The following is a 26,757-nucleotide window of genomic DNA, read 5'->3' on the forward strand; positions in this document are numbered from 1 at the left end:
CCTCGTAGTTGGTGTCGCCGATCTGCACCTCGTCCGCGATCTTCTCGCCGTTCACCTCCACACCCGCGGAGTAGCCGGGCCGGGGCATGACGCGGATCCAGGTCGGCATGAGCTTGACGGTCTTGCCCGATGCCGCGTGGTGGAACTGGAGGCCGCCGGGGTAGTAGATGCGACCCTGGCTGTCGAGGTGGTCACCGGCCGTCGAGCCGATCGGCATGCTGAAGCCGCGGCCGTCGGCGTGCATCTTGAAGGGGGCGATCGCCTCCAGCGTGATGCCCGACGCCTCCATCCACTGCAGGGCCTCCGGGCTGAGGGCGACGTCGGCACTGCCCCACGGCGAGATGTAGGCGCCCGGGAACGGTACGGCAGAGGCGGCCTTGGGGGTGTTCGCCTGCTGGTGGTCGGCCGCTCCGGCCGACGCGAGACCGAGAGGCAGGGCGAGCGCCGCCACCGCGGCGACGACGGTGAGGCGGCTGAGTCCGTACTTACGCAAGGGAAGCCTTCCTTCTTGTGACTGGTGTGAGTCCGCGAGCCCGGGAACCGGGAACTGGGAACTGGTAGCCGCGACTCTGTGAGCCGTGGCTCTGTGGGACAGGCCCCAACTGCCGCTGCCGGGCTGCGGACTGAGGGATGGGACGGGCGCCGCGGGAGCCGTGTGAGCCCCTCACCGCCCGTCCCTTCATGCATAGACGTACGAGACTTGCGATGCCTATGTCGGTCACGTCAAGTAACCGAAATGGCGTAGGCATATGCCTCGGACAGCTCTAAATGATCATGAGAGTGGCCGCCACCGCGACCGTCACCGGCCACCACAAGTGCCCGCCGAAGCGCGGAAATACCTCATCTGCCTTGTGAAATAGCCCAGTTAGCAGGACCGGAAAATTCGCCCGCACGGCCGGGCGCGTCATAGTCGCTTTGTGATCTTGCTTGATCCAGGGTGGAGAGCCCGTCACCTAGCGTCATGGAGATCTTCATGCTCGGAACTGTCAGAAAGTCCCCTCAACGCATCGCTATTCTCGCCGTCGGTGGTGCCCTGACCGCCGCCGCCCTCTCCGGCCCGCTGACCGGCAGCAGCACCGCCGGCGGCCATGTCGACGCCCCCTCGTCCGTGAAGGACACCGCGGCCGACCTCACCGACGTGTACGCCTTCACCAGCCCCGACAACACCGACACCGTCACCCTCGTCGCGAACGTGCGGCCCTTCCAGGTGCCGGCGACCGCGGCCAACGCGGTGGTCGACTTCCCGTTCGCCGACGGCGCCCGGTACGAGATCCACACGGACGCCGACGGCGACGGTACGGCGGACACGACGTACCGCTGGACCTTCCGCACGAAGGACGACCGGCCCGCGTTCCCGCCGCTGCCGAAGGTCGGCCCCCTGCCGGTCACTTCGCTCAGCAGCAGTTCCCTGCGAGTGCGCCAGACGTACACCCTGGAACGCGTGCGGGCGGGCAAGGCCGAGAAGCTGGTCGACGGGACCGCGGCCCCCACGCACGCCGGTCGGGTCCTCATGCCCGACTACGGGAAGCTGCGCGACCAGGCCGTCGAGAAGCTCCCCGGCGGCGGCCAGACCCTCGCCTCCCAGGCGGCCGACGCGTTCAAGGCCAACACCCAGGCCTTCGGCCTGTACACCCTCGGCACGGCGGGCCCCGTACCGAAGTGGATGCCCGACGCGAACCCGCTGTCGCAGATGAACGTCAACAGCCTTGTCCTGCAGGTCCCCAAGAGCGAGGTGGCCCTGAAAGGCGACCCGAAGCGCAACCCGGTCGTCGGGGTCTGGTCGACCGTCTCCCGGCCGGGCGCCGATCTGAGCCGCGGCCTCGCCGGGCAGGCGCCGTCGTACCGCCAGGTCTCCCGACAGGGCACCCCGCACGTCGCGTTCGGCCTGTACGGCTCCACCATCGGCATGCAGCGGGACGACGGGCCCGAGGACCGCTTCCAGCACCGCACGCCGCGGGAGGACCAGGACGCGAAGGACTTCCTCGCCACCAGCCTCGACCCCGTACCGACCCGGCGGATCGCGGCGGCGCAGAACTTCCCGGCGCCCGCGACGCCGCGCAACGACATCCAGGCGCTGTTCCTGAAGGGCATCGGCGCGAGCAACGGCGCCAAGTTCGGCTACGACCTCAACACCCACACCATGAACGCGGACGCCGACGCCGGACGCATCGCCCTCGCCGAGGAGTTGCGCCTGAACCTCACCACGCCCGTCACCGGGACGCCGCACCCCGACGGTCTGATCGCCGGGGACAAGCAGGGCTTCCCCAACGGGCGGCGTATCAACGACAACATCGACGGCCCGCTGATCCGGATGCTCATGGGTGAGCCCGGCGGCCGCTCGGCCGAAGGCCTGCTGCCCAAGCCGATCATCGACCAGCAGCCGGCCGACGCCAAGTCCACGTTCCCGTACCTCAACGTCCCCAACGCTCTCCTGTGAGGCGGGTCGGCGCCGTCGTGGGCGCAACTCTGGTTGTCGCCGGGTGTGTTGCGGGCCTGTTGTCCCTGGGGCCCGACGTCCGCAGCGACGGCGCCGCCCCGCGCCCCGGCGCCCCGGCTGCGGCCGGGGCGCCGGGGGCGGCCGAGTCCGAGGTGACAGCCGCGCGCAAGCACGCCCGCCAGTACCCCGGGGAGCCGGTGGTCTGGGCCCGCCTGGCCGACGCGGAGATCGAGACGGCCCGTACCACCCTGGACGCCGGCCGCCTCGACGCGGCCGACCGGGCGCTGCGCCGCTCCCTCGAACTCGACGAGGGCAACTACGCGGCCGTGACCGGCCGGGGCAAACTCGCCAACGCCCGCCACGAGTTCGAGCAGGGCCGTACATACGGGCTGCGCAGCACACGGCTTGCTCCGGACCGCCCGGACGGGTACGCCGTACTGGCCGACGCCGAGATCCAGCTCGGCAACTACCCGGCCGCCCGGAAGGCGGTCCAGCGGATGCTCGACATCGACCCGGGCTCCGCGGCGTACACCAGGGCCGCGTACGACCTGGAGACGCACGGCAGGACCGAGGACGCGGCGATCGCGCTGCGGCGCGCGGCCCAGAGCGCGGGCACCCCGCAGGAGACCGCGTTCGCCGAGGACAGGCTGGGCGAACTGGCCTGGTCCTCCGGGCAACTGGCAGGCGCACAGCGGCACTTCAGCCGTGCGCTCGCCGCCGTTCCCGACCATCCGTACGCCCTGGCGGGTCTGGCCCGGTGGCACGGCGCGCACGGCCGGACCAAGGCGGCGTTGGACCACTACGACCGGCTGATCCAGCGGACTCCGGTTCCTCAATTCCTCCTGGAGGCCGTCGAGTTGGGCGAGTCCGACCGGCACGCCGGAGCGGCCACCAAGGCCGAGGTCCGCGGCTGGCGCGCCGCTCTGGACGCGCAGGTACGGATGTTGCGCGCGGCGGGCGGCCCGGTCGACCCGCACCTCGCGCTGTACGCGGCGGATCACGGGGACCCGGAGGTCGCGGTGCGGCTGATGCGCGAGGAGTGGAAGCACACCCGCGGCGTCATCGCCGCGGACGCGTACGCCTGGGCCCTGCACCGTGCCGGGCGGGACGCCGAAGCCGTCGGGTACGCCCGCAAGGCGGCCGCGACCGGCATGCGCAGCGCGCTGTTCCGGTACCACCGCGGGGCGATCGAGAAGGCCCTCGGCCTGCCCGAGGCCGACCGGCACCTCCGCGAAGCCCTCGCCCTGAACCGGCACTTCTCCCCCGTCCACGCGCCCCGGGCGACCCGCATGCTCGCCAAGGGCTCCGAAAGCAGCTGATTCCACGTGCAGAGAAACCCAGGTGACGGTCGGCTCCGGTCGGCCGTCTCGGCGGCTCTGGCCGCCCTTCTGTCCGTCCTGGCCGTCGCGTTCGCCGCTCCGGCCGCGCACGCCCACCCCTTGGGCAACTTCAGCCTCAACCACTACGATGGGCTGCGGCTGTTGCCCGACCGGGTCGAGGACACGGCCGTCGTGGACAGTGCGGAGATCCCCACCGCACAGGACCACGGGACGACTGACACCGACCGCGACGGACGGATCTCGGCGGCGGAGACAGCGTCCCGAGCCGCCGACCGCTGCGCCCGCCTCGCCCGGCACACCCGGATCTCGGCCGACGGCCGGACGCTCGCCCTGCGGGTCGAGCGCAGCGCCCTCAAGTACCGCAAGGGCACCGCCGGTCTGCCCATCACCCGGCTCACCTGTGTACTGCGCGCCGACGCGGACCTGGCCCGGCCGACCGCGCTCTCCTTCCGCTCAGCCGCCGACCCGGCGCGTACCGGCTGGAAGGAGATCACCGCATCCGGGAACGGGGTGCGGCTCGTCGACTCCTCGGTCCCCGCGGCCAGCGTGAGCGGCGGCCTGCGCCGCTATCCCGCCACGGCCGGGGAGCAGCCGCTCGACACGGTGCGCGCCGCCGTCCGCACCGAACCCGCGCCCGGTTCGGGGGCGGGCGCGGCGATGGGTCCTGGCGCGGCGGACGGCACGGACCGTCCGGCGGCCGCCCCGGCACTCCCCCAAGGCACGGTGCTCTTCCCCGGCCTCGAGGACAAGCTCACCGACCTGACCGCGGGCCGCGACCTCACCCTGCCCGTGGGCCTGTCGGCGGTCCTGCTCACGGTGCTGCTCGGCGCCGGCCACGCGGCGCTTCCGGGCCACGCGAAGCTCGCCGTCGCCGCGTGCCTGGCGCGACGCGAGGGTGGGGTACGGGCCGCGCTCGCGGTCGGCGCGACGGTAACTGCCACCCATACGGCGGGAGTTCTGATCGTGGGCCTCGTCCTGACCACGTCCGGCGGGCTCGTGGGCGAGCACCTGCTCGGCTGGCTCGGCGCGGTCAGCGGCGCGGTGATCGCGGCCATCGGCACGCTGCTCGCGCTCACGGCGGTACGGGCGCTGCGCGGCGGGGGCGGGGGCAGGGGATCACTGTGGAGCCACGGCCACCATCATGGGCACGGCCACGGCCACGGCCACGGCCACCATCACGGTCACGGGCACCATCACCACGACCATGGCGACGAGCACCAGCACGACCACGAGCACAGCCACGGCGCCGAGCCCGCCGCCCGGCGCCGTTCCTTCGGGTTGCCGTCGCTCCTGGGTGTCGGCCTCGCGGGCGGCCTGGTGCCGAGCCCTTCGGCGCTCGTCGTCCTGCTCGGCGCCGTCGCGCTCAGCAGGACGACGTTCGGCGTACTGCTCGTACTCGGCTACGGCCTGGGCATGGCCGCCACGCTCACCTCGGCCGGAGTACTGCTCGCCGGCGGCGGCAGTCGGCTCGCCACTGTGGGCGAGCGCCATCTGCCGCGGCTGCGCCGATTCACCCCGTACGGGAGCCTGTTGACGGCTCTGGTGGTGCTGACGGTCGGCCTCGGTCTCACGGTGCGCAGCCTGCTGCCGATGTGACGGGGCGTCGGGTGACGGTGACGGGTGCGGGGGCACCTGACACCCGTCCCCCGACGCCCAACTCTCAAGCCGGCAGGCCCTGTTCGTCGCAGGGGACCTTGCCCGCACCGTAAGTGGCCACGAAGTCCTTGGCGATGTCGTCGAGCGTCACGCTCATGGAGACGGAGTCCACGTTGATCACGCCCCGGTAGGGCCGGTCGACATCGTGGATGACGAGCAGGGACGCGGTGAGCAGCGCGGTGAAGACCGCGAGGGTGGCGATCTCCGCACCGGCTCGTCGGGTCGGCAGGATGAAGGCGACCGCGATCACGGTGAGCGCCAGGGTGACCAGCATGAACCAGTACATGACGTCCGGGATCGCCGGAGTGGACTGGGAGAGCCGGTCCCGCCGCGCCTTGGAGCGGTCGTCGTCCGCCGCCAGGAGCATCGGGAACTCCGTGGTGTTCCTCAGTGGCTTCAACGAGGCGCCGAACTGGTTGGCCCACTCGTCCGGCACCGGCGAGTGGTGACCGTCCTTCATCGTCGGCCACTCCTGGTGGATCACCGAGCGCGCGTAACAGACCGCCACCGCCTGCGGGCGCTCCCGCACGCCCTCCGGCACGAACTCGGCCACCTCGAACATCTGCTCAACCGCCGCGGCCTCGTTGCGGGCCGCTTCCTCGGCCGCGCCGAAGGAGTCCGCGGCCATCACGAGCACAAAGGCCAGGACCAGGACGGCGAGTGTCTGCAGCGGCCCCGTCAGGTCCTTCACGGTCAGTGGTTCGGCCTCGTCGCCCAGCATCCGGCGGCTCAACAGCCGGTTGGCCAGCAGGCCTACGGCGAACGAGGCCGCGATGACGACAATCGTGACGGTCATGCTTCTCCCGGGTAGGGGTGGCGCGACCTGCTGTTCCGCCCGAGGATTCTTCCGTCCGGCGGTTGCGCCTTGATGATCAACAGGCACAATCGATGTTACGTACGGTGACCGTTCAACACTCTTCGTATTCGCGGGTGTTGCCTGACGGCACCGGGAAAGGGCGCGGCCATCACGACGCGAGGGTCGCGGGCTGCGGGTCGGCAGATGATCCCGTCGTGCGCGTCGTTCTGCCTGCGCCCCTCAGCCATGTGAACGACAAGAGGGCGGCACCGGCCATGACGACGGCCGCGCCTACGGCTGCGAAGCTCATCCCGCGCGTGAACGCGTCACGCGCGGCCGCCAGTACGGCATCTGCGGTCCCGTCCGGCAGCCGGCCCGCGGCGGCCGTCGCACCGCCCAGCGTTTCGCGGACGGCTTCGGCCTGCGGTACTCCCGAGGGCAGTGCTCCGGTCATGTCGCGGGTGTACACCGCTGCCCCGATGGACCCGAGGATCGCCATGCCCAGCGCTCCGCCGAGCTCCTGGCCCGACTCCAGCACGGCCGCGGCTGATCCCGCGCGCTCCGGCGGGGCCGCGCCGAGGGCGAGTTCGTTGGCGAGGGTCATGGCGGCGACCAGGCCGCCCGCGTACAGGGAGGCGCCGGCGAGGGTGAACCAGAGTGCCGATTCAGTGCGCACCTGGGTCAGCCAGAGGAACCCGCAGGCGGAGAGGAGGAAGCCGCCGCCCATGACGTACGCACGGTCCATGCGCTGTGCGAGCGCAGCTCCGGCCGGGGCCATGATGGCCACTCCGGCGGCCGGTACCAGGCTCCACAGCGCGGCGCTGAACGGGCTCAGGCCGAGGACGGACTGCAGATACTGGGTGAGGAAGACGGCCATCCCGACCGTGGCGAACATCGCGAGGAGGTTGGCGAACACCGGGCCGCCGAAGGTGCGCCGGCCGAGCAGGCCGACGTCGATCATCGGATGCGCGAGGTGCTTCTGGCGGCGTACGAAGACGAGGCCGAGCACGAGCCCCACGCTGATGGCGAGGGCGGGCAGGGGCTCGTACCCGTGCCGGGCCCACTGCTTGATGCCGTAGATGACCAGGAGCACAGCGCCGAGGGACAGCACCGCGCTCAGCAGGTCGAAGCGCTCGCGCTTCGCTGACTTGAACTCCGGCACCAGGAACGGCACCAGCACGAGCAGCAGCACCATCGCGGGCAGGTTGATCAGGAAGACCGCGCCCCACCAGAAGTGCTCCAGCAGCAGACCGCTGACCACGGGCCCCAGTGAAATGCCCGTCGTCATGACGGCGGTCCACAGGGTCACCGCCTTGCCGCGCTGTTTCTCATCGTGGAAGAGGTTGCGGATCAGGGCGAGGGTCGAGGGCATCAAAGCGGCGCCGCCGAGACCCAGCAACGCGCGCATGGCGATGAGCAGTTCAGCGGTGTGCGCGTACGCGGCGGCGACCGAGGCCGCTCCGAAGACCACCGCTCCCGCGAGTACCAGCGTGCGCCGGCCGATCCGGTCGCCGAGCGCACCCATCGTGATGAGCAGCCCGGCGAGGACGAAGCCGTACATGTCGAGGATCCACAGCTGCTGCGTCGCGCCGGGTTCCAGGTCCTGGCTGACGTAGGGAATCGCGAAGTACAGGACCGAGACGTCCATCGAGACGAGGAGCAGGGGCAGCATCAGGACGCCGAGGGCGGTCCATTCCTTGCGCCCCGCGCGGGGGTTGGGTGTGTTCTCCATGAGCGGCAGGGAACCGGGAGCGTGGCGTACGCCGCAAACAGATACCTAGTGCACTCCGCCAATTCTCGGTTTTGAGCAGCCTGAATGCCCTACGAGTGCACTAGTACAGTGCGGTCATGGCTATCGAACCGCCCTATCTCCGCATCGCTGGCGCCATCCGTCGGCGTATCGACTCGGGCGAGCTTGAGCCCGGTGCCCGCGTCCCTTCCACCCGGAGCATCACCCAGGAGTGGGGCGTCGCCATGGCGACCGCGACGAAGGTGCTCGCCACCCTGAAGCAGGAGGGTCTGGTGCGGGCCGTGCCCGGCGTCGGCACCGTGGTCGCCGAGTCAGGACGAGAACGGCCCTTGACTCCCCACCACGGACTCACCCGGGATCGCGTCATCCGCGCCGCGATCGCTCTCGTCGACGCCGAAGGGCTCGCCGCGCTCTCCATGCGCCGAGTCGCGACCGAGTTCGGCGTCTCCACGATGGCGCTCTACCGCCACGTCCCGAGCAAGGGCGAGCTCGTACGGCTCATGTCGGAGACGGCGTTCAACGGAGAACCACCGGGGTCGCGACCGCCCGGCTGGCGCGCGCGACTGGAACGGGAGGCACGCTGGCTGTGGGGCCTGTACCAGCGCCATCCCTGGCTGGCACGAGCCATGGCCGGCCTCACCCGGCCAATGGCCTCGCCCCACGCGATGCGCTATACCGAGCGGGTCCTCAGTGCCCTGAACGGCCTGGGGCTGACACCGACCCAGATGATCCACGTCCACCTCGCGCTTCTCGGGTACGCGCAGGGCATCGCGGCGGCCGTCGAGCTGGAGTCGCAAGCGCGGCAGGACACCGGCATGACACCCGAGGAGTGGATGGCCTCCAACGAACCGCGGATGGAGACGATCCAGACCGCTGGGTCCTATCCGGTCCTGTCCACGCTTTTCGACCAAGGGGAGTTCGACCTCGAACTCGACACTCTCTTCGAGTTCGGGCTCGCGCGGCTGCTGGACGGAGTCGAGTCACTCATCGGGCGAACCGGAGGCTAGAACTACTGAGCTCGCACCTGGAGTTCGTCACGTCCGGGCCGCGGCCGGTACGGCCCCGGGGATGCGCGGCCCGGGTACGACGGCCGACGGAACGCGCGAACTCGCCCATGGCACCGATGCGTTGGCGGTCGGCGGTGTGCCCGCGCGGGCTGTGGAACGCTGTGCGGTGTGAACGAGACGACTCCGTACGACGAAGACCGCGGCCGGTTCTCCCGGTCCGGTCTGGCGCGCCTTGTGCTCAGCGACCGTTCCGTCGCCCTCGCCAGGACGGCCGACAACCTGGCGGTCACGCGGTACGACGCGTACACGGGACCGGGCGGCCGCGTCAGCGAGGCCAAGTCCCTGGCCGGGCTCGCCGGTCAACTCCTGGCCGCCGCCGTGGTGTACGAGCGTGAGCGCGGCAGTTCGTGGGAGGAGATCGCCGCGTATCTGGGCGTGGACGCGGCGGCGGCCGAGGCCCGCTTCGCGCCCGAGACCGAGCGCTGGGACAGGGCGTTCGAAGTGCCGTACGTCCTCGACGAGACCGGCCGCAAACGCGTCCCGCAGTTGCCGGAGGCGGCGTACGACCCGGAGAACGCGTGCCGCCGGCTCGACCTGTCGGCGCACCTGCGGCTGAGGGGCGACGACAAGCACGCGGTGAGCGCGGGTGTACGCGCGCACGCCCCGCTGGACGAGGCGTCGGACCCGGCGCTGCACGACATGGAGGGGACGATCCAACGGGCGCACCTGGAGGCGTTCGTGCAGCTGCTGACCATGTACGTGCACGGTGACCTGGACGGGGCGGACGCGGACGTGGTCGCGCGGGGTCTGGCGGGAACGGACGGCACGGACCACCCGGGCGGCTGGTTCACGCACTCCCTGAGCGGCACCACGCAGGCCATCGAGCTCCGGGTGGCGCACTCCCCCGGCGGCGACGGCGAGGTGGTCTCCGTCGTCGTGGCCGGTGCCCAGTTCCCGGATCTGCGGCTGCGCGTCGACACCCTCCTTTCGGCATTCGCCCCCGAGGCCTGGCACTGATCCGCTCGCGTTGCCGGGTCCCGCGTACGGGCGCACCCTGAGGCCTTCAGCGTCCCGGAGGTGATGGCGGTGACCGGACACCGTACGGCGGCCACGCAGGCGTGCGCGGCGTTACTCGCCCCCCTGCTCGTCCTGCTCGTGTCGTGCTCCGCCGCGGCGCCCCGTACACCCGTACGGATCAGGCCGCCGGGCCGGGACTTCCGGCATCCCGGTGTCCTGGTGGACCGGGCCCAGCTCGACCTGGCGAAGCAGCGGGTCGCGGCCGGTGACGAGCCGTGGACCGGCGCGTACAGGGCGATGGCGCGCAGCAGGTACGCCGACGACGGCTATCAGGCGCGGCCGGAGCGCGTCGTGGAGTGCCCGCCCGACACCCGGCCGGGACACGGCTGTGTCGAGGAGCGTGAGGACGCCGTTGCCGCGTACACGCAGGCGCTCCTGTGGTACGTGACCGGGGACGTGGCGCACGCGGTCAAGGCGACCGAGATCATGGACAGCTGGTCGGCGGAGATCACCGACCACACCGAGGGCAACGCCGGGCTCCAGACGGCCTGGGCGGGCTCGACGTGGGCGCGTACCGGGGAGATCGTCCGGGCCACGTACGAGGGCTGGCCGAAGGCGCGGGCCGAGCGTTTCGCCCGCATGCTGCGCCAGGTGTATCTGCCCGAAGTCGCGGGCGGGAAGGCCGAGTTCAACGGGAACTGGGACCTGACGATGGCGGACGCGGCGCTCGGGATCGCCGTGTTCCTCGACGACCACGAGGCGTTCGACGAGGCGGTGCAGCGGTTCCGGAAGCGGGTGCCCGCGTACTTCTATCTGCACAGCGACGGGCCGCTGCCGAAGCCGCCGCCGGACACGGACATCGGCTCCCGGGCGGAGCTCGTCGGCTACTGGTTCGGGCAGTCCCGCTTCCCCGACGGGATCGCTCAGGAGACCTGCCGCAACTTCAAGCACATCGGGTACGCGCTCGCCGCGACCGCGCACATCGCGGAGACGGCCTGGCACCAGGGCGTCGACCTGTACGGCGAGATCCGCGACCGGCTCGACGTGCCGGTCCCGCAGGCGCACCGGCTCGTCCACCGGATGCGCCCGGCGGGCACGGACGACCTGTTCGTGGCCTGGGAGACGCTGACGCACGCGGACAGTACGGGCTGACGGTCGGCGACCGGGTTCAGGTTCGCCCCCGGACCCGCCCCCGGATCGGCCCCGGAGAGAGTTCGATCACAGCCCTGAGCAGGGGTTATGCCGTACGGTGCCGCGGTGACCACAGCAGCTGACACCCGCACCGCACCCGCCCCGACCGCCCTCGGCGCACCGCGCCACGACGACCGGGCGCGGCCGTCGTCGGTCACTCCGATCTACGACGCGCTGGTACGGGAGTGGTACGACGGCCGCCGGGACGCGCCGGGTGGTACGGGCACGGATGCGCCTTCCGCGGGCGCCGCCTCCTAGGGGCGTCTCCCCTCGCTCGGGGTCAACGGGCCGCCGTACGGCCTGAGTTGAACGTGCGGCCGGGGTGCACGCGCCAGGGTGAGTGACCGTCACACCCCGCCTCGCCGATTGCGCCGATCGGCTGGAAATCGCCGGTGGTAGGGACCGCTTCGGCTCAACGTGATGTTCCGTCAGGCACGTACGCCTGGGCAGACTCGGCCGGCACCCGCGATCAAGCTCGCGCAGGTGTGCTCGGCCCGTGTTCGATCCCCGGCGCGCTCGGCCCTCGCGGTGCGCGCATTCCACAGGAGGACCCTTGGACTTCGCGGACGCACCCCAGGCCCCGAGAACCCCGGCGGACGTCTCCCGGCGCCGGTTCCTGCAAGGCACCGCCGCGGCCGCCGCGCTCGCCGGGACCGTCACGCTGCCCAGGCCCGCCGCGGCGGCCACGGCCTCGCGCGAGGTGGGCTACGTGTTCACCGCCGCCACCAACGGCGCCGCGACCGTCGCGCCGTCCGGTGCCGTGGTCGCCGAAGTGCAGGGCGTGCTCTGGTCGGTGCCGCGCGCGGGCGGCACCGCGAAACCGTTGACGCCGGTCGAACTGGAGCCCACCAGGCCGGTGTTCGCGCCCGACGGGAGCCTGCTCGCGGTGTGCGCGTACCAGGGCGGCGGGTTCCACCTCTGGACGATGCGGCCGGACGGCTCGGAGCTCACACAGCGCACCGAGGGCCCGTGGGACGACCGCGGCCCGGCCTGGTCACCGGACGGCGAGCGGCTCGCGTTCGCCTCCGAGCGCGGCGGCGACCCGGTGGCGGGCAGCCCGTACCGGATCTGGATCCTCGAACTCGCCTCCGGGAAGCTGACCCGGCTGACCGGGGTGCCGGGCCAGAACGGGCCGCACCAGGACGGCCGTTGGGAGGACTTCGACCCGACCTGGTCGCCGGACGGCGAGCGCGTGCTGTTCGTGCGGGCCCGGGTGCTCCCGGACGCGGCGGGCCTGGACGCGCGCACCGTCGCGTCGGTACGCGCCGACGGCACCGGCCCCGTCACCTCCGCGTACACGGAGGAGCTGCCCGGCACCCAACTCCTCGCGCCCGCGCTCTCCCCGGCCGGGACGCTCGCGCTACTGCGCACCACCGCGGCGCCGAACGGTTCGTGCACGCTCGTCGTGGACGGCGCGCCCGTCGCGGTGCGCGGCGATGTGCACGCGGTGCCGCCGCGCTGGACTTCCCGCGACACGCTGCTTGTCACCGTCGACGGCCACTTCCGGCTCGTCCGGCCGACGGCGCCGGACGCGTACGAGGAGATCCCGTTCCGCGGCGAGCGACGCGTCGACCGGCCCCACTACCGCGTGAAGCGGTACGACGTGGAGCCGGGCGGCACCCGTCCGGTGCGGGCGCTGCATCTGCCCGCGCTCTCGCCCGACGGCCGCCAGGTGGCTTTCGCGGCGCTCAACTCCCTGTGGCTGGCGGACACTTCGGGCGGCAGGGCGCCCCGCCGCATCGTGCGGTCCCCGGTCACCCGCTACCCGCTGGCACCCGCCTGGTCCCCGGACGGCCGCGCGTTGCTGTACTCCGACGACCGGGACGGGCTGCACGCGGTGCGCCGCCGCGACCTGCGCACCGGCGAGGAGGAGGTGCTCGTGCGGGGCGGCCGGGTGCACCCCGCGCTCTCCCCCGACGGGCGGCGGCTCGCGACGCTCGACATGGCGTACAACCTGATGGTCCTCGACCTGGACTCCGGCGAAGAACGGAAGGTGGCGGCGCCGCTCGGGGCGGGCGGCGCGCCGGGGCGGCCCAGCTGGTCGCCGGACGGCCGGTACGTGGCGCTCTGCGATCTGGCCCGGCTCAACCAGCGCTTCCGGGAGGGCTACAACGCGGTCCGGATCGTCGACGTGCGGAACGGCTCCTCGCGGCTGCACACGATCGCCCCGCACCAGTCGCTGTCCGACCGGTACGGCAGCGGCCCGGTGTGGTCGCCGGACGGGCGGCACTTCGCGGTGGTCGCCGAGTCGGCGCTGTGGCTTCTTCCGGTGACGGCCGACGGCACGCCGGACGGCACGCCCCGGATGGTCAGCGACGAGCCGGCCGACCACCCGTCGTGGTCGGCGGACGGCCGCCGGATCCTGTACCAGTCGGCGGGCCGGCTGCGCCTCGTGGACCTCGCCGACGGTGAACCCCGCACGGTCCGCGTCCCGTTCGACCACCGGCGCCCCACGCCCGCGGACACGGTCGTGCACGCAGGGCGTCTGTGGGACGGCAGCGGCGACGACAGCACGGTGCGCGAGGACGTCGACCTGGTGGTGCGCGGCGGGCGCGTCACGGCGGTCGAGCCACACCGTTCCGGACGGCCCGCGCTGCGCCGCGTCGACGCCTCCGGGCGGACGGTGCTGCCGGGCCTGTGGGACGCGCACACCCACCCGTGGCAGGCCACGTACGGCGGTCGGCAGACGGCGCTGCAACTCGCGTACGGGATCACCACGGCGGCGTCCTTCGGCGGCTTCGCGTACGAGCAGGCGCGGCTGCGGGAGGCGATCGCGGCGGGTGAGCTGGCCGGGCCACGGCTGCTCACCACCGGGGAGCTGCTCGACGGCGCCCGGCCCTCGTACGGAATGGCGCGGGCGCACAACTCCCGTGCGGGGCTCGCGCGTTCGCTGCGCCGGGGGGCGGCACTCGACTGGGACTTCGTCAAGACGTATGTACGGGCGCCGGGTTGGGTGATGGCGGAGGCGGCGCGGTTCGCGCACGAGGAGCTCGGGGTGCGCGCGGGCAGCCATCTCCTTTCGCCGGGGATGCAGCTCGGCCAGGATCTGACGACCCATCTGCAGGCCACCCAGCGCCAGGAGTCCGGCCGTTCGCTCACGGCGGGCGGGCGGTCCGCGCAGGACGTCACGGAGATCTACACGCACGGCGGTTTCCATCTGGTGGCGACCCCCTTCACGGCCGGGCCGCTCGTCGGCGCAGATCCGGCGCTCGCGCGCGACGAGCGGGTGACCCGTCTGATGCCGCCGTGGGACGTGGCGACGGTCACCGCGGCGGCCGCGAAGCCGCCGAGCGAGGCCCAACTCGCCACGGTTCGCGGGGAGGTGGAGGTCTACCACCGCATCCTGTCCGGCGGCGGCCTGGTCGCGCTCGGCACCGACCAGCCCCTGGTCGCGGTCGGCCTGCACCTCCACCTCGCCCTGCGCGCCCTGCACCGCTTCGGGCTCTCCCCCGCCGAGGCGCTGCGTACGGCGACGGTGCTGCCCGCGCGGGTCTTCGGCGCGGAACGGGACCTGGGCACGCTCGAAGTGGGGCGGTGCGCGGACCTGGTGGTGGTGGACGGCGACCCGTTCACCGACTTCGACTCGCTGGTGCGGACCGAGTCGGTACTGCGGGGCGGAGTGCCGTACACACAACGGGAGTTGGTCGACTCCTTCCCCGCCCCCGGCACGAGCGCACGGGCCGGGACGGCCGGGCACTGGCGCGAAGTCGGGCACCGGTTGCGGCACGGGAGCTGCTGCGACATCGACCACTGAGCGCGGACGCCGGTCCGGGGGTCCGGTCGCGGCCGGTTCGTGGGTCTCAGTGCGAGCGCAGCCACCACACCAGGAGGCCCATGGCCGCCGAACCCGCAGTCATGGCGGCGCCTCTGACCGCGCCGAACAGGGCGGCGCGGGTCAGGCGGCGCCCCATGTGGTGCTGACGCGGTCCGCCGGTCCTGTGCTCGCGCGGGGTGTTCATGGTGCCGCCTTCCTGTTCCTGTGCGACCGGCGCGGCGCCGGCCGACACACCTCAGTGAAGGGGCGTACGGGATCAAGTCCCAGCCATCTCGGAGCAGTTCGGATTCCGACTGCGTAACCTGCACGTCAGGAGAGGAGTCGGAATTCCGAGTCGGAAACCGGCGGGGCGAGGGAGGGTCGATGTCATCGGGGCCGGAACGCGGTCAGGTCCGCAGCTCGCCGGTGCTCGACGAGCTGGACCGCCTGCGCCGGCACGCCGAGGACCGGCTCGCGGAGCATGGCCTGCGCCTGGTGCAGAGCAGGCTCGCCCAGGAGTCCGGCGTCTCGGTGAAGACGATCAGCGACTGGTTCAACCGCAAGCACACGCCCCGTAACTTCGATGGGCTTCTGGAGGTGGCCGGGGTGCTCGCCCGCTGGGCGGGCGTACAAGCGCCGAAGCCGCGTCACTGGTCGGCGCTGATGGCGGCGGAGCAGGGCGCCGAGGCCAAGGCGGGCGCCGCCGTACTGCCGCATGCCGGTCAACTCCCCGGTCCGGTACGGGAGTCCGGGCCCGGCGCTGACGCGGAACCCGTCGGGCCCGGCGGGTCCGTGGCGGGACGGCCCGTCCACGAGTTCGTCGATCCGTACTCCCTCGAGGTGCACCGGGCGATCGAGGTGGACCCCGTGGCGGGCTCGGACCGGCTGCCGCTGCTTCCGGCGTACGTGGAACGTACGCACGACGCCCGGCTGCGGGAGGGGATCCGGAGCGCGGCGGACGGCATCAGCTCCTTCCTCGTCCTGGTCGGGGAGTCCTCCTCGGGCAAGACCCGGGCATGCTGGGAGGCGATCCAGGCGCTGCCGCCCGGCTGGCGGCTGTGGCATCCGCTCGCACCGGACCGCCCGGAGTCGCTGCTGCGCGGCCTGAGCGAGGTCGCGCCGCGCACCGTCGTGTGGCTGAACGAGACACAGCACTATCTGCTGACCCCCGCCGACGCCGTCGGGGAACGCGTCGCCGCGGGCCTGCGCGGGCTGCTCGCCGACCCGAACCGCGCCCCCGTCCTGGTCCTCGGCACCATGTGGCCTGAGTACTGGGCGAGCCTCACCGACTCGCCCACGTCCGGGGTGCCCGACCGGCACCCGCAGGCCCGCGCCCTGTTGAGCGGCACCGTCGTCCCGGTGCCCGGCACGTTCACCGGTCCGACGCTGCGTGCGCTGCGCGACCTCGCCGACGCCGACCCGAGGCTCGCGCGTGCCGTGGCAGAGGCCGACCAGGGGCAGATCACGCAGTACCTGGCCGGCGCCCCGTCCCTGCGGGACCGCTACCGGGTGGCGCCGCCGCCCGCCCGTGCCCTGATCGACACGGCGATGGACGCGCGCCGCCTCGGGCACGACCGGGCCCTGCCGCACGCCCTGTTGGAGACGGCCGCCCCCGGGTACCTCACCGACGGCCAGTGGGACACCCTCGGCGAGGACTGGCTCGAACAGGCCCTCGCGTACACGGCGTCCCCGTGCCATGGCGCGCGCGGCCCGCTCACCCGGATCCGGCCGCGCCCCGGCGACCCGTACCCGGCACAGCCGCACTACGTCCTGGCCGACTACCTGGAGCAGGAGGGCCGCACCAGCCGTCGCGCGGTCGGGCCGCCCGCGCAGCTGTGGCACGCGCTGGTCGAGCACGCCTCCGGCGGGCATGTCGACATCGCCCGCTCGGCACAGTTGCGCGGCTTCAAGCGCCTGGCGGTACGCGCGTTCGCGGTGGCGGGGGCACGCGGGGACGCGCTTGCGCTGCTGCAGGCGGCGAAGGTGCTGCGGGACTCCGGGCGGAACGACGAGGCGATCGGCTGGTACCAGCGGGCGGCGGAGGCCGGGGACGCGTTCGCGCTGCGGCAGACCACGGCGCTGCTGCGGGAGGCAGGCCGTACGGACGAGGCGATCGGCTGGTACCAGCAGGCCGCCGAGACGGGGGACGCGGAGGCGCTGCAGCAGACCCTCGATCTGCTGCGCGAGGCCGGTCGCGGCGCCGACGCGGCGGCGTGGCTGCACCGCCGCGCCGGGGCCGGGGACATCGCGGCGATGCGCCGGATCGCGTACGAGCGGCACACGGCGGGCGACACCCAGGACGCGCTGCACTGGTACCGGCAGGCCGCCGAGGCCGGGGACATCGACGCCATGCGCCGGGCCGCGGCGCTGCTGCGCCAGGACGGGGCGGTCGACGAGGCGTTGGCGTGGTTCCGGCGCGCGGCGGACACCGGGGACACCGACGCGGTGGTGCAGACCGTCTCGCTGCTGCGCGGCACGGAGCGCACCGAGGAGGCTTTGGCCTGGCTGCGGGACCGGGCCGGTACGGGCGACGGGTTCGCCTTCGACGAGCGGATCCGGCTGCTGTGCGACACGGGCCGGGTGGACGAGGCCCTTGAGTCGCTGCGTGAACGGGCCGAGGCCGGGCACGAGTCGGCGCTGCTGCGCGCCGTCGGCCTGCTGCGCGACACCGGGCCCGACGACGCGGCGATCACGCGCCTTGAGCGGTGGTACGCGGAGGGCTTCGACCGGGCCCGGCGCCCGCTCGTGGACCTCCTGGTGGAGTGCGGCCGTACAGACAGGGCGCTCGATGTGCTGCGGGACTCGGCGGCCGAGGGCGATCCGAGCGCCCGGCGGCGTACGGCCGATCTGCTGCTCGACGCGGGGCGGGCGGACGAGGCGATCGACGTGTTGCGCGGCTGGGCGGCGGGCGACGACCTGGCCTCGTTGTGGCAGGCCGCGTCGCTCCTCGAAGAGGTGGGCCGCACCCGGGAGGCCCTGGACTGCTACCAGAACGCCGCGGCGGCGGGCCGGGCCTCGGCGCTCCTTCAGGCCGGTGACCTGTTGCGGCGCGCGGGCCGGTTCGAGGAGGCGCTGCGCTGGTACGAGCGGGCGGACGAGGCCGGTCAGCAGGACGCCTCGGAGGAGATCATCGAACTGCTGCGCGGCGCGGGCCGGTTCGAGGAGGCGGTCGACCGGCTCGGGGCGTGGGCCGAGGCGGGCGACGTCGACGCGTGGTCGCGTGCGGCCTCGCTCCTGAACGAGGAGGGCCGCACCGAGGAGGCGCTGCTCTGGTACGACCGGGCCGCCGCCGCGGGCGACATGGGCGCCCTGTGGCAGGCCGCGTTCCTGTTGCAGGACCTGGGCCGCACACACGAGGCGCTCCAGTGGTACGAGCGGGCGGCAAAGGCCGGTGAGACCAGCGCGCTCGGCCAGGGCGCGACCCTGCTGTACGAGGCGGGCCGGGTCGACGAAGCGCTCCAGTGGTACGAGCGGGCCGGCGCGGCCGGGGACACGGAGGCGCTGTGGCAGGCGGCGTACGCGCTGCACGCGGCGGGCGACCTGGACCGGGCTGTGCTCTGGTACCGGCGTGCGGCGGAGCAGGGCGACGTCGACGCGCTCTGGCAGGCGGCCCATCTGATGCGCGAGGCCGGGCAGCACGACGAGGTGATCGGCTGGCTGCGTGAACGGGCCGCGGACGGCGCCGAGTTCGTGCTCTCCCTCGTGGGTGACCTGCTCAGGGAGTCGGGGCGCCCGCAGGAGGCGCTGGCCACGTACCGCAGGGTCGCGGAGACCGGTGACACGTTCGCGCTGCGCTGGGCGGCGGAGCTGTCACAGGAGGCGGGCCGGACCGAGGAGGCCCTCGAGTGGTACGAGCGGGCGGCGGAGGCCGGGGACACCGGCGCGCTGCGGCAGGGCAGTGAGCTGCTGCAGCGCGCGGGCCGTACGGACGAGGCGCTGGCCTGGTACTACCGGGCGGCGGAGGCGGGCACCGTGTTCGCGCTGCACAGCGCCGTGGAACTGCTCAGGGCGGCGGGCCGTCCCGAGTCCGCGGACCGGCTCGAGCGCTACGGCTGGGAGCCGGGCGGCGCCGTCGCCGAGCCGTGGGAGGCGGGGCCGCCCGGCGCCCCGTGACGGGCTGCGGGACGGCCCCTGGCATGTCAACGCCCTTGCAGCGCCTTGACGTTGTCGCCGAACGTCCAGCCCTTCGAGCCGTCCCAGTTGAGGGACCAGGTCATCAGGCCCTTGAGCGCGCCGCCGTAGTGCCGCCAGGCCTGGGCGACCTGGTCGGGCGGCAGGTGGCCGCCGCCCGCGCCGGGCTGAGCGGGCAGGCCGGGGACCTGCTTGTCGTAAGGCACCTTGATGGTGGTGCCCTGGACGACGAGGCCCTTGTCGAGGCAGTCGGTCTGGGCGACGAAGCCCTCGACGGTGCCCGCGGCGTAGGAGTCGCCGGAGCAGCCGTACATGGAGCCGTTGTAGTACTGCATGTTGAGCCACCACAGCCGGCCGTTGTCCGCGTACTTCTTGATGACGGGCAGGTACGCGCCCCAGATCGAGCCGTACGTGACGCTGCCGCCGGTGACGTAGGCGGTCTCGGGGGCCATGGTGAGGCCGAAGTCCGGCGGCATGCGGTCCAGGACTCCGTCGATGATGCGGATCAAGTTGGCCTGGGAGGCGGAGAGTTGGCCGATGTCGCCGCTGCCGGTGAGGCCGGTCTCGATGTCGATGTCGATGCCGTCGAAGTTGTACTTCTTCAGGATCGGCACGATCGTCTCGACGAACCGGTCGGCCACACTGGCCGAGTTGAGGTCGATGCCCGCGGCGGCTCCGCCGATGGACATGAGGATGGTCGCGCCGTCCGCCTTGGCCGCGCACATCTCGGCCGGGGTGGCGACCTTCACGGTGGCGTCCATGCCGTCCTCCCAGAGGACGGTGCCGTCCGAACGGATCACGGGGAACGCGGTGTTGAGGACGTTGTAGCCGTGCTGACCGATCCGGGAGTCGGTGATCGGGGTCCAGCCGAACGGCGGGTGCACACCGTTGGCGGCGCCGTCCCAGTTCTCCCAGTAGCCCTGGAGCACCTTGCCCGTGGGTCTGGGTTTCACCGCGCACACCTCGTCCTGCGCGGCGGGCGGTGCCGCGGCCGATGTGGCGACCGGTGTCGCGGCCGGTGTGGCGGCCGGTGTCGCGGCCGCGGGGAGTTGTGCGGCGACGAGGAGGCCGAGGGCGGCCCCCAGAAGGCGCGCTGTCCGAGCGAACATGCCGTGCTCCCTTCCGGCCACGGCCAACCGGCCTGCGGCGCCGGAGAGTTGAGAGACGCGTGAGCACGGACAACGTAAGTTGGTCCAGACCATTCGTCAATGGGTCCAGACCAGCCGCCGATGGAGCGCCGCCCCGGCCGGAACGGCTCGGACCCCACCCCGGCCGGAGAGCGGCTCAGCTCGCGGGGCTCGCCTCCCGGCAGGCCTCGTGACCCCAGCCGCGCGTGATCTTGGTGATCTTCTCGCCCACGTCGTACCGGGACTGGCAGTGCTCGCAGCGCCCCGGGAACTTGGCCTTGATCACGGGCCCGCCACCGGTGCGCTGCGCCCGGCCGGCCGCCGCCTTCTTGCGCGGGCGGGCCGCGCGCGGCTTGTCCTCGGTCTCGGCGCTCGGCTCCGGGAACGCCGCCGAGCCGTGCGCGGTACCGGCCGGCTTCTGCTCGGTCGCGGCGATGCTGGCTGCCGCGTCGGCGATGGCGTTCAGCGGGTCGCCGTCGACCTGGTGCGCGAGGACGTGCACGAACTTCACGTCGCGCCCGTCGAGCAGCGCGTCGATCCGGACGACGAGGTCCTTGTTGGCGACCGGCTTCTTCGACGCGGTCAGCCAGCCGTTGCGCTTCCAGCCCGCGATCCACTTGGTGACCGCGTTCATCGCGTACTGCGAGTCCATCCGGATCTCCAGCGGCACGGCCGGGTCGGTGGCCTCCAACAGCTCGGCGAGCGCGGAGAGTTCGGCGACGTTGTTGGTGTTGTGACCGAGCGGGCCCGCCTCCCAGCGCTGCGGGGTGCCCGCCGGGTCGGCGAGCACCCACGCCCAGGCGGCCGGACCAGGATTGATCTTCGCGGCTCCGTCACAGGCCGCGATCATGCGTTCAGACATCCCTCGATCATGCCAGGCCCGGAGCGCGGCGCGGACCGGTCCGAACGAGGAGCGCGGACCGGCCCGGCTCAGAACAGCGGAAGCTGGCCGGGGAAGTCCGGTACCGCGTACCCGTCGAGGGTGCGCTGTCCGCTGTCGAGGGCGACGCGGCGCTTCGAGCCGGGGCAGGAGACCAGGCCGATGGCGCCCGTACCGGCGGGCGGGTCGTGGCGGGACAACCGGCCCGCCACGACGGCGATTTCACGGGCACACTCCGGGCAGGCCCGGCGCGGGGACGACGACATGCCCCCAGTGTGCCCCGTACCGCGCGCGGTCACTGACCGTCGGCCGCCTTGCGCAGGGCCTCGATACAGGCGCCGATGGCCTCCTGCAGGTCTTCGAGGCGCTGCACCATGTCGTCCTCGTAGATGTCGTCGGCGTCGTCGAGGGTGAGTTCCTCGAAGACCTTCGTGGCCTTGTCGAGGCTGCTGTAGAACTTCGATCGCCGTTCCCGCACCCGCAGTTCGGGGTCGCGCGCGACGGCCTCCTGCACCGCTTCGGTGGCCAGGTTCTTGACGGTGTCGTACGCCTCCGTCGCCCACTCGCCGGACTCCTCGTCGCCGTCGAGCTCGTCGAGCAGCGACAGGTGGCGCTCGGCCTCCTCGCGCAGGTCGGCGGGGGCCGCCAGCTTCTCGCCCGCGGGGGTCTTCAACTCGCCCTGCTCGGCGATCTGCCGGACGAAGCCGATCCGGTCCGCCGCCTTCGCCTCCTCGGCCACGGCCTTCTTCAGCACGTCGGTACGCGCGATGTCGCGGGCCAGCTCGGTCTGCAGCGCCGGGTCCTCCTTGATCCGGTCGAGCAGCGCGGCGCGCGCGGCCTGGGCGGTGGAGGGGTCGGCGAGGATCGCGGCGCGCAGCGCGGTCGGGTTCTCCGCGACCTCCAGGGCCTTGGTGGGGCGGATGCCCTCGGCCTCGGCGGCCGCGCTGATGGCGGTGCCGCGTACGGAGCCGGCGCTGTTGCGGGACACGTAGTACTGCAGCCAGACGTCCGCGTCCGGGAGTTCGATGTCCACCCCCGGCGCCAGGGCCTCGAACTGCGGGACGACCCCGTCGTCGGCCGCCAGGTCCCAGGCCTTGTAGAAGCGCATGACGCGCTCCGGCGAGCAGCCCGCAAGCGCGCCGAACGCCTTCGCGGAGACCTTCGGCGTCTCCCCCGCCCCCTGACCGCCGGGCCGCACGCTGCGGGCCACCTTCAGGGCGAAGGTCCAGCCGCCGGTACGGGCGTACGCGCCGAACTCGTGGGCGTCGCGGGCGATCCGCTCGTCGACCTCGGCGGGAACCACGGACTCGGCGTCCGCTTCCTGGCCGTCCAGCTCCTGGTCCAGCTCGGAGGTCGGCTCGGAGGCCGGCTCGGGGCTCGGCTCGTCGTCGGCCACCGGGGTCCACTCCGCTCCGGCCATCAGCGCCGCGTCCCCGACGACCTGCGCCGCGGGCGCGTCGGGCCCGGCTGTCCCGGCAGTCCCGTCTGCGGGGCGCGGCTCCGTGTCCGCGGCGGACCGCTGCGGGTGCAGGGGCGCGTCATCCGAGGTGGCGGGGTCGATCGCTACGGTCACAGGGGACTCTCCTGGCTGCTTTCCGACGACAACGAACAAAGCACGCATCCTATGCGCACCCTCAGGACAACTCAGGACAGCAAGGGGTCACTGCCGTCGGAGCGGGGCCGGACACGTGTCCTAGACTCGCAGCACCCGAAGCAGGAGCCCTCAGATGCCATCCGCCGTACCGGTCCCGTCGGACAAGTGCGCCTTCGACCACGCCGCGACGCGACGCAACTGGCAGCGGGCGCGGCTGCGGGCCGGGGCGATGCTGCCGCTGGTCGTGCTGTTGCTGCTCGCCACCGTGACCGTGATGGGCCTGCTCGGCGACCGGCCGGGCTCGCCGCCCATGTGGATGCGGATCGCGGGCTTCGTGTGCGTCGTCGCGGCACCGTTCATCTTCGCCGCCGCCCTGTACTCCCTCGGCCCCGTGCTGCGGCTGCGCCGGATCCGGCGGGTGCTGCGCGCGTACCCGTGGGAGTACCGCCCGGCCGTCCGCCCGTGCCCCGGTGTGCGGGACGTGATGGCGCTCCCCGTACAGCTGCGGGTCGAGCCGGACGGGGACTGGTCGAAGGCGATGCGGGCGATCAACCCGCTGCAGCGCAAGCGCTGGACGGGCGCGATGGAACAGGGTGCCTGGTTCGCCGGTGACCCCGAGCTCGGCGGTGTCATCGCCGAACCGGGCGGCAAGGAGCTGATGACCCTGGAGCGCGGCAGCCGCACGCCGCCCGAGGAGTACCGGGCCATCGCCCGCGACCGGGAGCGGATGGCACGGGCCAGGCGCGCGGGCCTCGCCTCCCTCGGAGCGGGCCTGCGCGGCTGACGCACCGCCCCTCCGCTACATACGCCGGCAGCACGCCACCTGTACGAGTACGAACAACCCGATGAAGTGCGCAAAGGAGCAGTACGTGAAGTCCGCCGTCCCCCTCCCCCTGGCCAAGCACGCCTTCGACGACCCGGCGACCCAGCAGCTGTGGTCGAAGAGTTTCCGGGTCACCCTGACCAACCTCCTGATCCGGGCGGCGATATGGCTCGCCTGTCTGGGCACGGCGATCGTGGGGCCGGACCGGGACGGGGCTCAGCTCGTGACCGGTGTCGCGTCCTTCCTCTCCATGATCACGGCCTTCCTGCTGCTCGGTCCGGCGCGCAAGCTGCAGTGGCTGCTCGCCGTCTCGCGGGTCCTCAAGTCCGGCCCGTGGCGCACCTGTACGGCGGTGCGCGTGCCGGACGCGAAGGTGCCGGTCGGGATCCCGGTGCAGGTCCAGGTGGGTTCCGAGGAGGACGCCGAGGGTGCCGAGGACGCCGGGGACGGTGCGGTCTCGAAGGGGCAGCGGCTGCTCGCCGCGCGTACCTGGCGGCGGCGCGTGCCGTGGTCGGACGAGCTTGGCCGGCAGGCCTGGGTGGTGCACGACGACCCGTCGCTGCCCGGCGTACTGGCCCGCCCCGGTGGCTTCGACTTCGTGACGCTGCACCGCGTTCGCTGAGCCGGGAGTCCAGGGCCTGCCGTTCGGATCAGACCAGATCCGAACGGCAGGTGCCGGACAGCAGTGGATCAGTTCTCGCCCGACGCGGGAGACCAGAAGCCGTCGCCCCGAAGGTTGAGTTCGACCCAGGGATGGGTATCGCTGATACAGCCGATGGGGGTGCAGTTCTCGAAATGTCCCCTCATGCGGGAGCGGACGTCGCGCGCCGGGGACGGGGTGACGGAGTTCTCCGTCAGGCCCTTCCACACCGCGTGGGAGCTCACTTTGTCGAGCCGATGTTCGCGGTAGTGCACGCCGAGTACGTTCTGCCCGTCCGAGCACCAGTCGGCGCGGTGGAAGAACTTGTAGTACGTGAATCCGAGCGCGGTCTTCGCGTGATGCTCACCCTCGGAAATCAGCACTGCTGGCCCTTGACGCCTCGCGCCCTCGCGGGGTCGGCCACCGTCCGGAAACGCGTCGTGCCGGCCGCCGGATCGACGACCATGTTCGCCGCCTCCGGATACTTGCGCAGTGTGGCGCGATCGCTGTCCGACAGTGTGCCGGTGGCCTTGATGTGTTCCAGGACGGTCCTGGCCTCGGCCGGCAGCTCGGCGGCGGATGCGTTGGTCGTGCCCGGGACCAGCAGGGCCGCGCTGACAAGCCCGACCCGGGCGAACTTCAGGTACCGCGATCGCCCGAGGCGGGCGAGGGACTTCAAGGTTCTGGTCATGCTTCCTCCAGGGGCACCGCGCCGAGCTGAACGCCGGCACGCGTGCGTCCGCGTCTTGCCCGTGCCGGTCGGGTCATGGCGCACAGCGATGCACAGGACCAGCCGAACGGGGCACGCGCTCCAGCCGTTCGGAGCTGGGCCGCGGTCACGTCTGCTTCGGTGTGGTTGCCGTGGTGCGCGGCCTCGGGTGCGGGCGGGGGCAGGAGCGGCGGTGCGGGCGCCTCCCGGCAGGGCATGCAAGCCCGTCGCGCCAACTCCTCGACTGTCCGGGCGAGTTGCGCGACCATGACGCGGTGTCAGGAACGCTCCCTCGCGGAAGGCGGGTTCCCACGATGCTCTCTCGCTCCCCTCACCTCGCCGTGCTCGCCGAGTCCGCCGCAGAACGCCTCGGCGATCACGAGTCGCTGGTGTACGGCGGCCGGGCGTACCGCTCCGGGCCGCTGTACGAGCGGGCCACACGGGTCGGCGCAGGCCTCACCCGGCTCGGAGTCGCGCCGGGTGACCGGGTCGTCGTACTGATGGCGAACTGTCCCGAGGTGGGGTTGGCGTACCAGGGGATCTGGCGGGCCGGCGGTGTGGTGACGCCGGTGATGTTCCTGGTCAGCCCGGACGAGCTCGGGCACATCCTGGCCGACTCCGGGGCCGCCGTGCTCGTCACCAGCCCCGAGCTGCTGCCGACGGTCGCGGGCGCCGCGCCCGCCGCCCCTGAACTGCGGCACGTGGTGGTCGTGGACGACACGGAGGGCGCGGTGCCGCCGCTGCCGCCGACGGTGACCGTGCGGTCGTTCGCGGAAGTCGAGGCGGCGGACCCGGGACCGATCGTGCCGCGCGACGGCGCGGACCTGGCGGCGCTGCTCTACACGGGCGGGACGACCGGCCGCGCCAAAGGCGTGATGCTCAGCCACGGCAACCTGTACTCCTGCTCGCGGAGCGCGCACTCGGTGGCGCACGACAGCGGCGAGGACGAAGGCCTGAACCGTACGTTGATCCCGCTGCCGCTGTCCCATGCGTACGGGCTGATCGTGACGTTGATCGGCTGGCACGCGCTCGAACCCCAACTGGCCGTGCTGCAGCGGTGGTTCGACCCGGCCGAATGGCTGGACCTCGCGCAGAAACACCGGGTGCACCGGACGACCCTGGTGCCCAGCATGGTGCAGATGCTGCTCGCCCAGCCGCTCGACGGGGCCGACCTCAGCGAGCTGCGGCACATCAGCTGCGGGGCCGCGCCGCTGCCGGGCGAGGTGCGTGCCGAGTGGGAGCGGCGGGTGCCGAGCAGCCGGATCCTGGAGGGCTACGGCTGTACGGAGTCCGGTGCGGTGATCGCCACGACCCGGCCCGGACGAGTGCGGCCGGGGTCCGTCGGGGAGCCGTTGCCGGGCTACGACATCGAGATCCGCGACGACGCGGGCGCGACGGTCCCGGTGGGCGGCGCCGGGGAGATCTGTGTGCGCTCGGCGGGCGTGATGGGCGGCTACTGGCGGGCCCCGGAGCTGACCGGGCGGACAGTGCGGGACGCGTGGCTGCACACCGGCGACATCGGGCGGTTCGACGAGGACGGCTTCCTGTATGTGGTGGACCGCAAGAAGGACCTGATCCTGCGCGGCGGGTTCAACGTCTTTCCGCGCGATGTCGAGGACGTGCTTGTCACCCACCCGGAGGTGGCGGCGGCCGGGGTCGTGGGCCGGCCGGACGGGCGGCTCGGCGAGGAGGTCGTGGCGTTCGTGATGCTGCGCGGCGGGCGGGACGTGCCGGCCGAGGAGTTGGTGGCGTACGCCCGTGAGCGTCTGGCGGCGCACAAGTATCCGCGGGAGGTTCGGGTGGTGGGGCAGTTGCCGCTGACCAGCGTGGGCAAGCTGGACCGCAAGGCGTTGCGTGAAATGAGCACCCGGGCCCGGTGAATTTCCCCACCCCGCCCCTTCCCGA

Annotated in this window: 22 protein-coding genes; 12 read left to right on the forward strand and 10 right to left on the reverse strand. The window is 72.7% G+C overall.

The window, feature by feature from the left end; translation table 11 throughout:
* On the reverse strand, positions 1-493 hold a 493-nt coding region (locus tag GUY60_RS11065; protein WP_161696428.1), incomplete at its 3' end, for a hypothetical protein.
* A gap of 480 nt (positions 494-973) precedes the next feature.
* On the opposite strand from GUY60_RS11065, the gene GUY60_RS11070 reads away from it, so the two are divergent.
* Genes GUY60_RS11070 through GUY60_RS38205 form a run of 3 tightly spaced genes read left to right on the forward strand, consistent with a single transcriptional unit; the run spans position 974 to position 5,373 of the window.
* The gene (locus tag GUY60_RS11070; protein WP_246234688.1) at positions 974-2,437 is read left to right on the forward strand and encodes a DUF4331 domain-containing protein; all 1,464 of its coding nucleotides are present in this window, start codon (positions 974-976) and stop codon (positions 2,435-2,437) included.
* 59 nt (positions 2,438-2,496) lie between these two features.
* Positions 2,497-3,756, forward strand: a complete 1,260-nt coding sequence (locus GUY60_RS11075) for a tetratricopeptide repeat protein (RefSeq protein WP_246234691.1) — start codon at positions 2,497-2,499, stop codon at positions 3,754-3,756.
* A 6-nt stretch (positions 3,757-3,762) separates the two neighbouring features.
* Positions 3,763-5,373: a nickel transporter gene (locus GUY60_RS38205; protein ID WP_312866254.1), complete on the forward strand. Its 1,611-nt coding sequence runs from the start codon at positions 3,763-3,765 to the stop codon at positions 5,371-5,373.
* A 64-nt stretch (positions 5,374-5,437) separates the two neighbouring features.
* On the opposite strand, the gene GUY60_RS11085 is transcribed toward GUY60_RS38205, so the two are convergent.
* Positions 5,438-6,229 carry a bestrophin-like domain gene (locus GUY60_RS11085; protein ID WP_161696434.1) on the reverse strand — a complete coding sequence of 264 codons (792 nt, stop codon included), beginning with the start codon at positions 6,227-6,229 and terminating at the stop codon, positions 5,438-5,440.
* Positions 6,230-6,398: 169 nt separating this feature from the next.
* Complete coding sequence (locus tag GUY60_RS11090; protein ID WP_161696436.1) at positions 6,399-7,961, reverse strand: MFS transporter; 1,563 nt, start codon at positions 7,959-7,961, stop codon at positions 6,399-6,401.
* 116 nt (positions 7,962-8,077) lie between these two features.
* On the opposite strand from GUY60_RS11090, the gene GUY60_RS11095 reads away from it, so the two are divergent.
* The 5 genes from GUY60_RS11095 (at position 8,078) to GUY60_RS11115 (ending at position 14,948) form a co-directional block, all read left to right on the forward strand.
* On the forward strand, positions 8,078-8,986 hold the full coding sequence (locus tag GUY60_RS11095) for a TetR/AcrR family transcriptional regulator C-terminal domain-containing protein (RefSeq protein WP_161696438.1): 909 nt from the start codon (positions 8,078-8,080) through the stop codon (positions 8,984-8,986).
* A 168-nt stretch (positions 8,987-9,154) separates the two neighbouring features.
* The gene (locus tag GUY60_RS11100; protein WP_161696440.1) at positions 9,155-10,003 is read left to right on the forward strand and encodes a hypothetical protein; all 849 of its coding nucleotides are present in this window, start codon (positions 9,155-9,157) and stop codon (positions 10,001-10,003) included.
* 63 nt (positions 10,004-10,066) lie between these two features.
* A complete protein-coding gene (locus GUY60_RS11105) occupies positions 10,067-11,155 on the forward strand; it encodes an alginate lyase family protein (protein ID WP_161696442.1) in 1,089 nt (362 codons plus the stop codon).
* 105 nt (positions 11,156-11,260) lie between these two features.
* Entirely contained in the window at positions 11,261-11,452 is a 192-nt protein-coding gene (locus GUY60_RS11110; RefSeq protein ID WP_161696444.1) for a hypothetical protein, read from the forward strand.
* A 295-nt stretch (positions 11,453-11,747) separates the two neighbouring features.
* On the forward strand, positions 11,748-14,948 hold the full coding sequence (locus GUY60_RS11115; protein ID WP_161696446.1) for an amidohydrolase family protein: 3,201 nt from the start codon (positions 11,748-11,750) through the stop codon (positions 14,946-14,948).
* Between the two features lie 46 nt (positions 14,949-14,994).
* Here GUY60_RS11115 and GUY60_RS11120 read toward each other — a convergent pair whose 3' ends face one another.
* A complete protein-coding gene (locus tag GUY60_RS11120) occupies positions 14,995-15,153 on the reverse strand; it encodes a hypothetical protein (RefSeq protein ID WP_161696448.1) in 159 nt (52 codons plus the stop codon).
* 179 nt (positions 15,154-15,332) lie between these two features.
* On the opposite strand from GUY60_RS11120, the gene GUY60_RS11125 reads away from it, so the two are divergent.
* A complete protein-coding gene (locus GUY60_RS11125; protein WP_161696450.1) occupies positions 15,333-19,061 on the forward strand; it encodes a tetratricopeptide repeat protein in 3,729 nt (1,242 codons plus the stop codon).
* A gap of 26 nt (positions 19,062-19,087) precedes the next feature.
* On the opposite strand, the gene GUY60_RS11130 is transcribed toward GUY60_RS11125, so the two are convergent.
* The 4 genes from GUY60_RS11130 to GUY60_RS11145 all read right to left on the reverse strand — a co-directional run bounded on the left by GUY60_RS11130 (position 19,088) and on the right by GUY60_RS11145 (position 22,659).
* Positions 19,088-20,188 carry a chitinase gene (locus tag GUY60_RS11130; RefSeq protein WP_161696452.1) on the reverse strand — a complete coding sequence of 367 codons (1,101 nt, stop codon included), beginning with the start codon at positions 20,186-20,188 and terminating at the stop codon, positions 19,088-19,090.
* A gap of 175 nt (positions 20,189-20,363) precedes the next feature.
* Entirely contained in the window at positions 20,364-21,068 is a 705-nt protein-coding gene (locus tag GUY60_RS11135; RefSeq protein ID WP_246234695.1) for a ribonuclease H family protein, read from the reverse strand.
* A 68-nt stretch (positions 21,069-21,136) separates the two neighbouring features.
* Positions 21,137-21,352, reverse strand: coding sequence for a hypothetical protein (locus tag GUY60_RS11140; protein WP_161696454.1), 216 nt, complete (start codon positions 21,350-21,352; stop codon positions 21,137-21,139).
* Between the two features lie 29 nt (positions 21,353-21,381).
* Entirely contained in the window at positions 21,382-22,659 is a 1,278-nt protein-coding gene (locus GUY60_RS11145; RefSeq protein ID WP_312866255.1) for a hypothetical protein, read from the reverse strand.
* A 154-nt stretch (positions 22,660-22,813) separates the two neighbouring features.
* Between GUY60_RS11145 and GUY60_RS11150 the strand changes: the two genes are divergently transcribed.
* A complete protein-coding gene (locus GUY60_RS11150; protein WP_161696456.1) occupies positions 22,814-23,464 on the forward strand; it encodes a hypothetical protein in 651 nt (216 codons plus the stop codon).
* A gap of 61 nt (positions 23,465-23,525) precedes the next feature.
* Positions 23,526-24,125: a hypothetical protein gene (locus GUY60_RS11155; RefSeq protein WP_161696458.1), complete on the forward strand. Its 600-nt coding sequence runs from the start codon at positions 23,526-23,528 to the stop codon at positions 24,123-24,125.
* Positions 24,126-24,193: 68 nt separating this feature from the next.
* Here the strand turns inward: GUY60_RS11155 and GUY60_RS11160 are convergent, their stop codons facing one another.
* Together GUY60_RS11160 and GUY60_RS11165 are read right to left on the reverse strand one after the other, a co-directional pair.
* The gene (locus GUY60_RS11160; protein ID WP_161696460.1) at positions 24,194-24,526 is read right to left on the reverse strand and encodes a hypothetical protein; all 333 of its coding nucleotides are present in this window, start codon (positions 24,524-24,526) and stop codon (positions 24,194-24,196) included.
* The gene (locus tag GUY60_RS11165) at positions 24,520-24,834 is read right to left on the reverse strand and encodes a hypothetical protein (protein WP_161696462.1); all 315 of its coding nucleotides are present in this window, start codon (positions 24,832-24,834) and stop codon (positions 24,520-24,522) included. Before GUY60_RS11165 ends, GUY60_RS11160 begins: the two co-directional genes overlap by 7 nt.
* A 332-nt stretch (positions 24,835-25,166) precedes the next feature.
* Between GUY60_RS11165 and GUY60_RS11170 the strand changes: the two genes are divergently transcribed.
* Positions 25,167-26,732: a class I adenylate-forming enzyme family protein gene (locus GUY60_RS11170; RefSeq protein ID WP_161696464.1), complete on the forward strand. Its 1,566-nt coding sequence runs from the start codon at positions 25,167-25,169 to the stop codon at positions 26,730-26,732.
* The last annotated feature ends 25 nt before the right edge of the window (positions 26,733-26,757 follow it).

The organism is Streptomyces boluensis (genome assembly GCF_009908195.1).
Lineage (GTDB): Bacteria > Actinomycetota > Actinomycetes > Streptomycetales > Streptomycetaceae > Streptomyces > Streptomyces boluensis.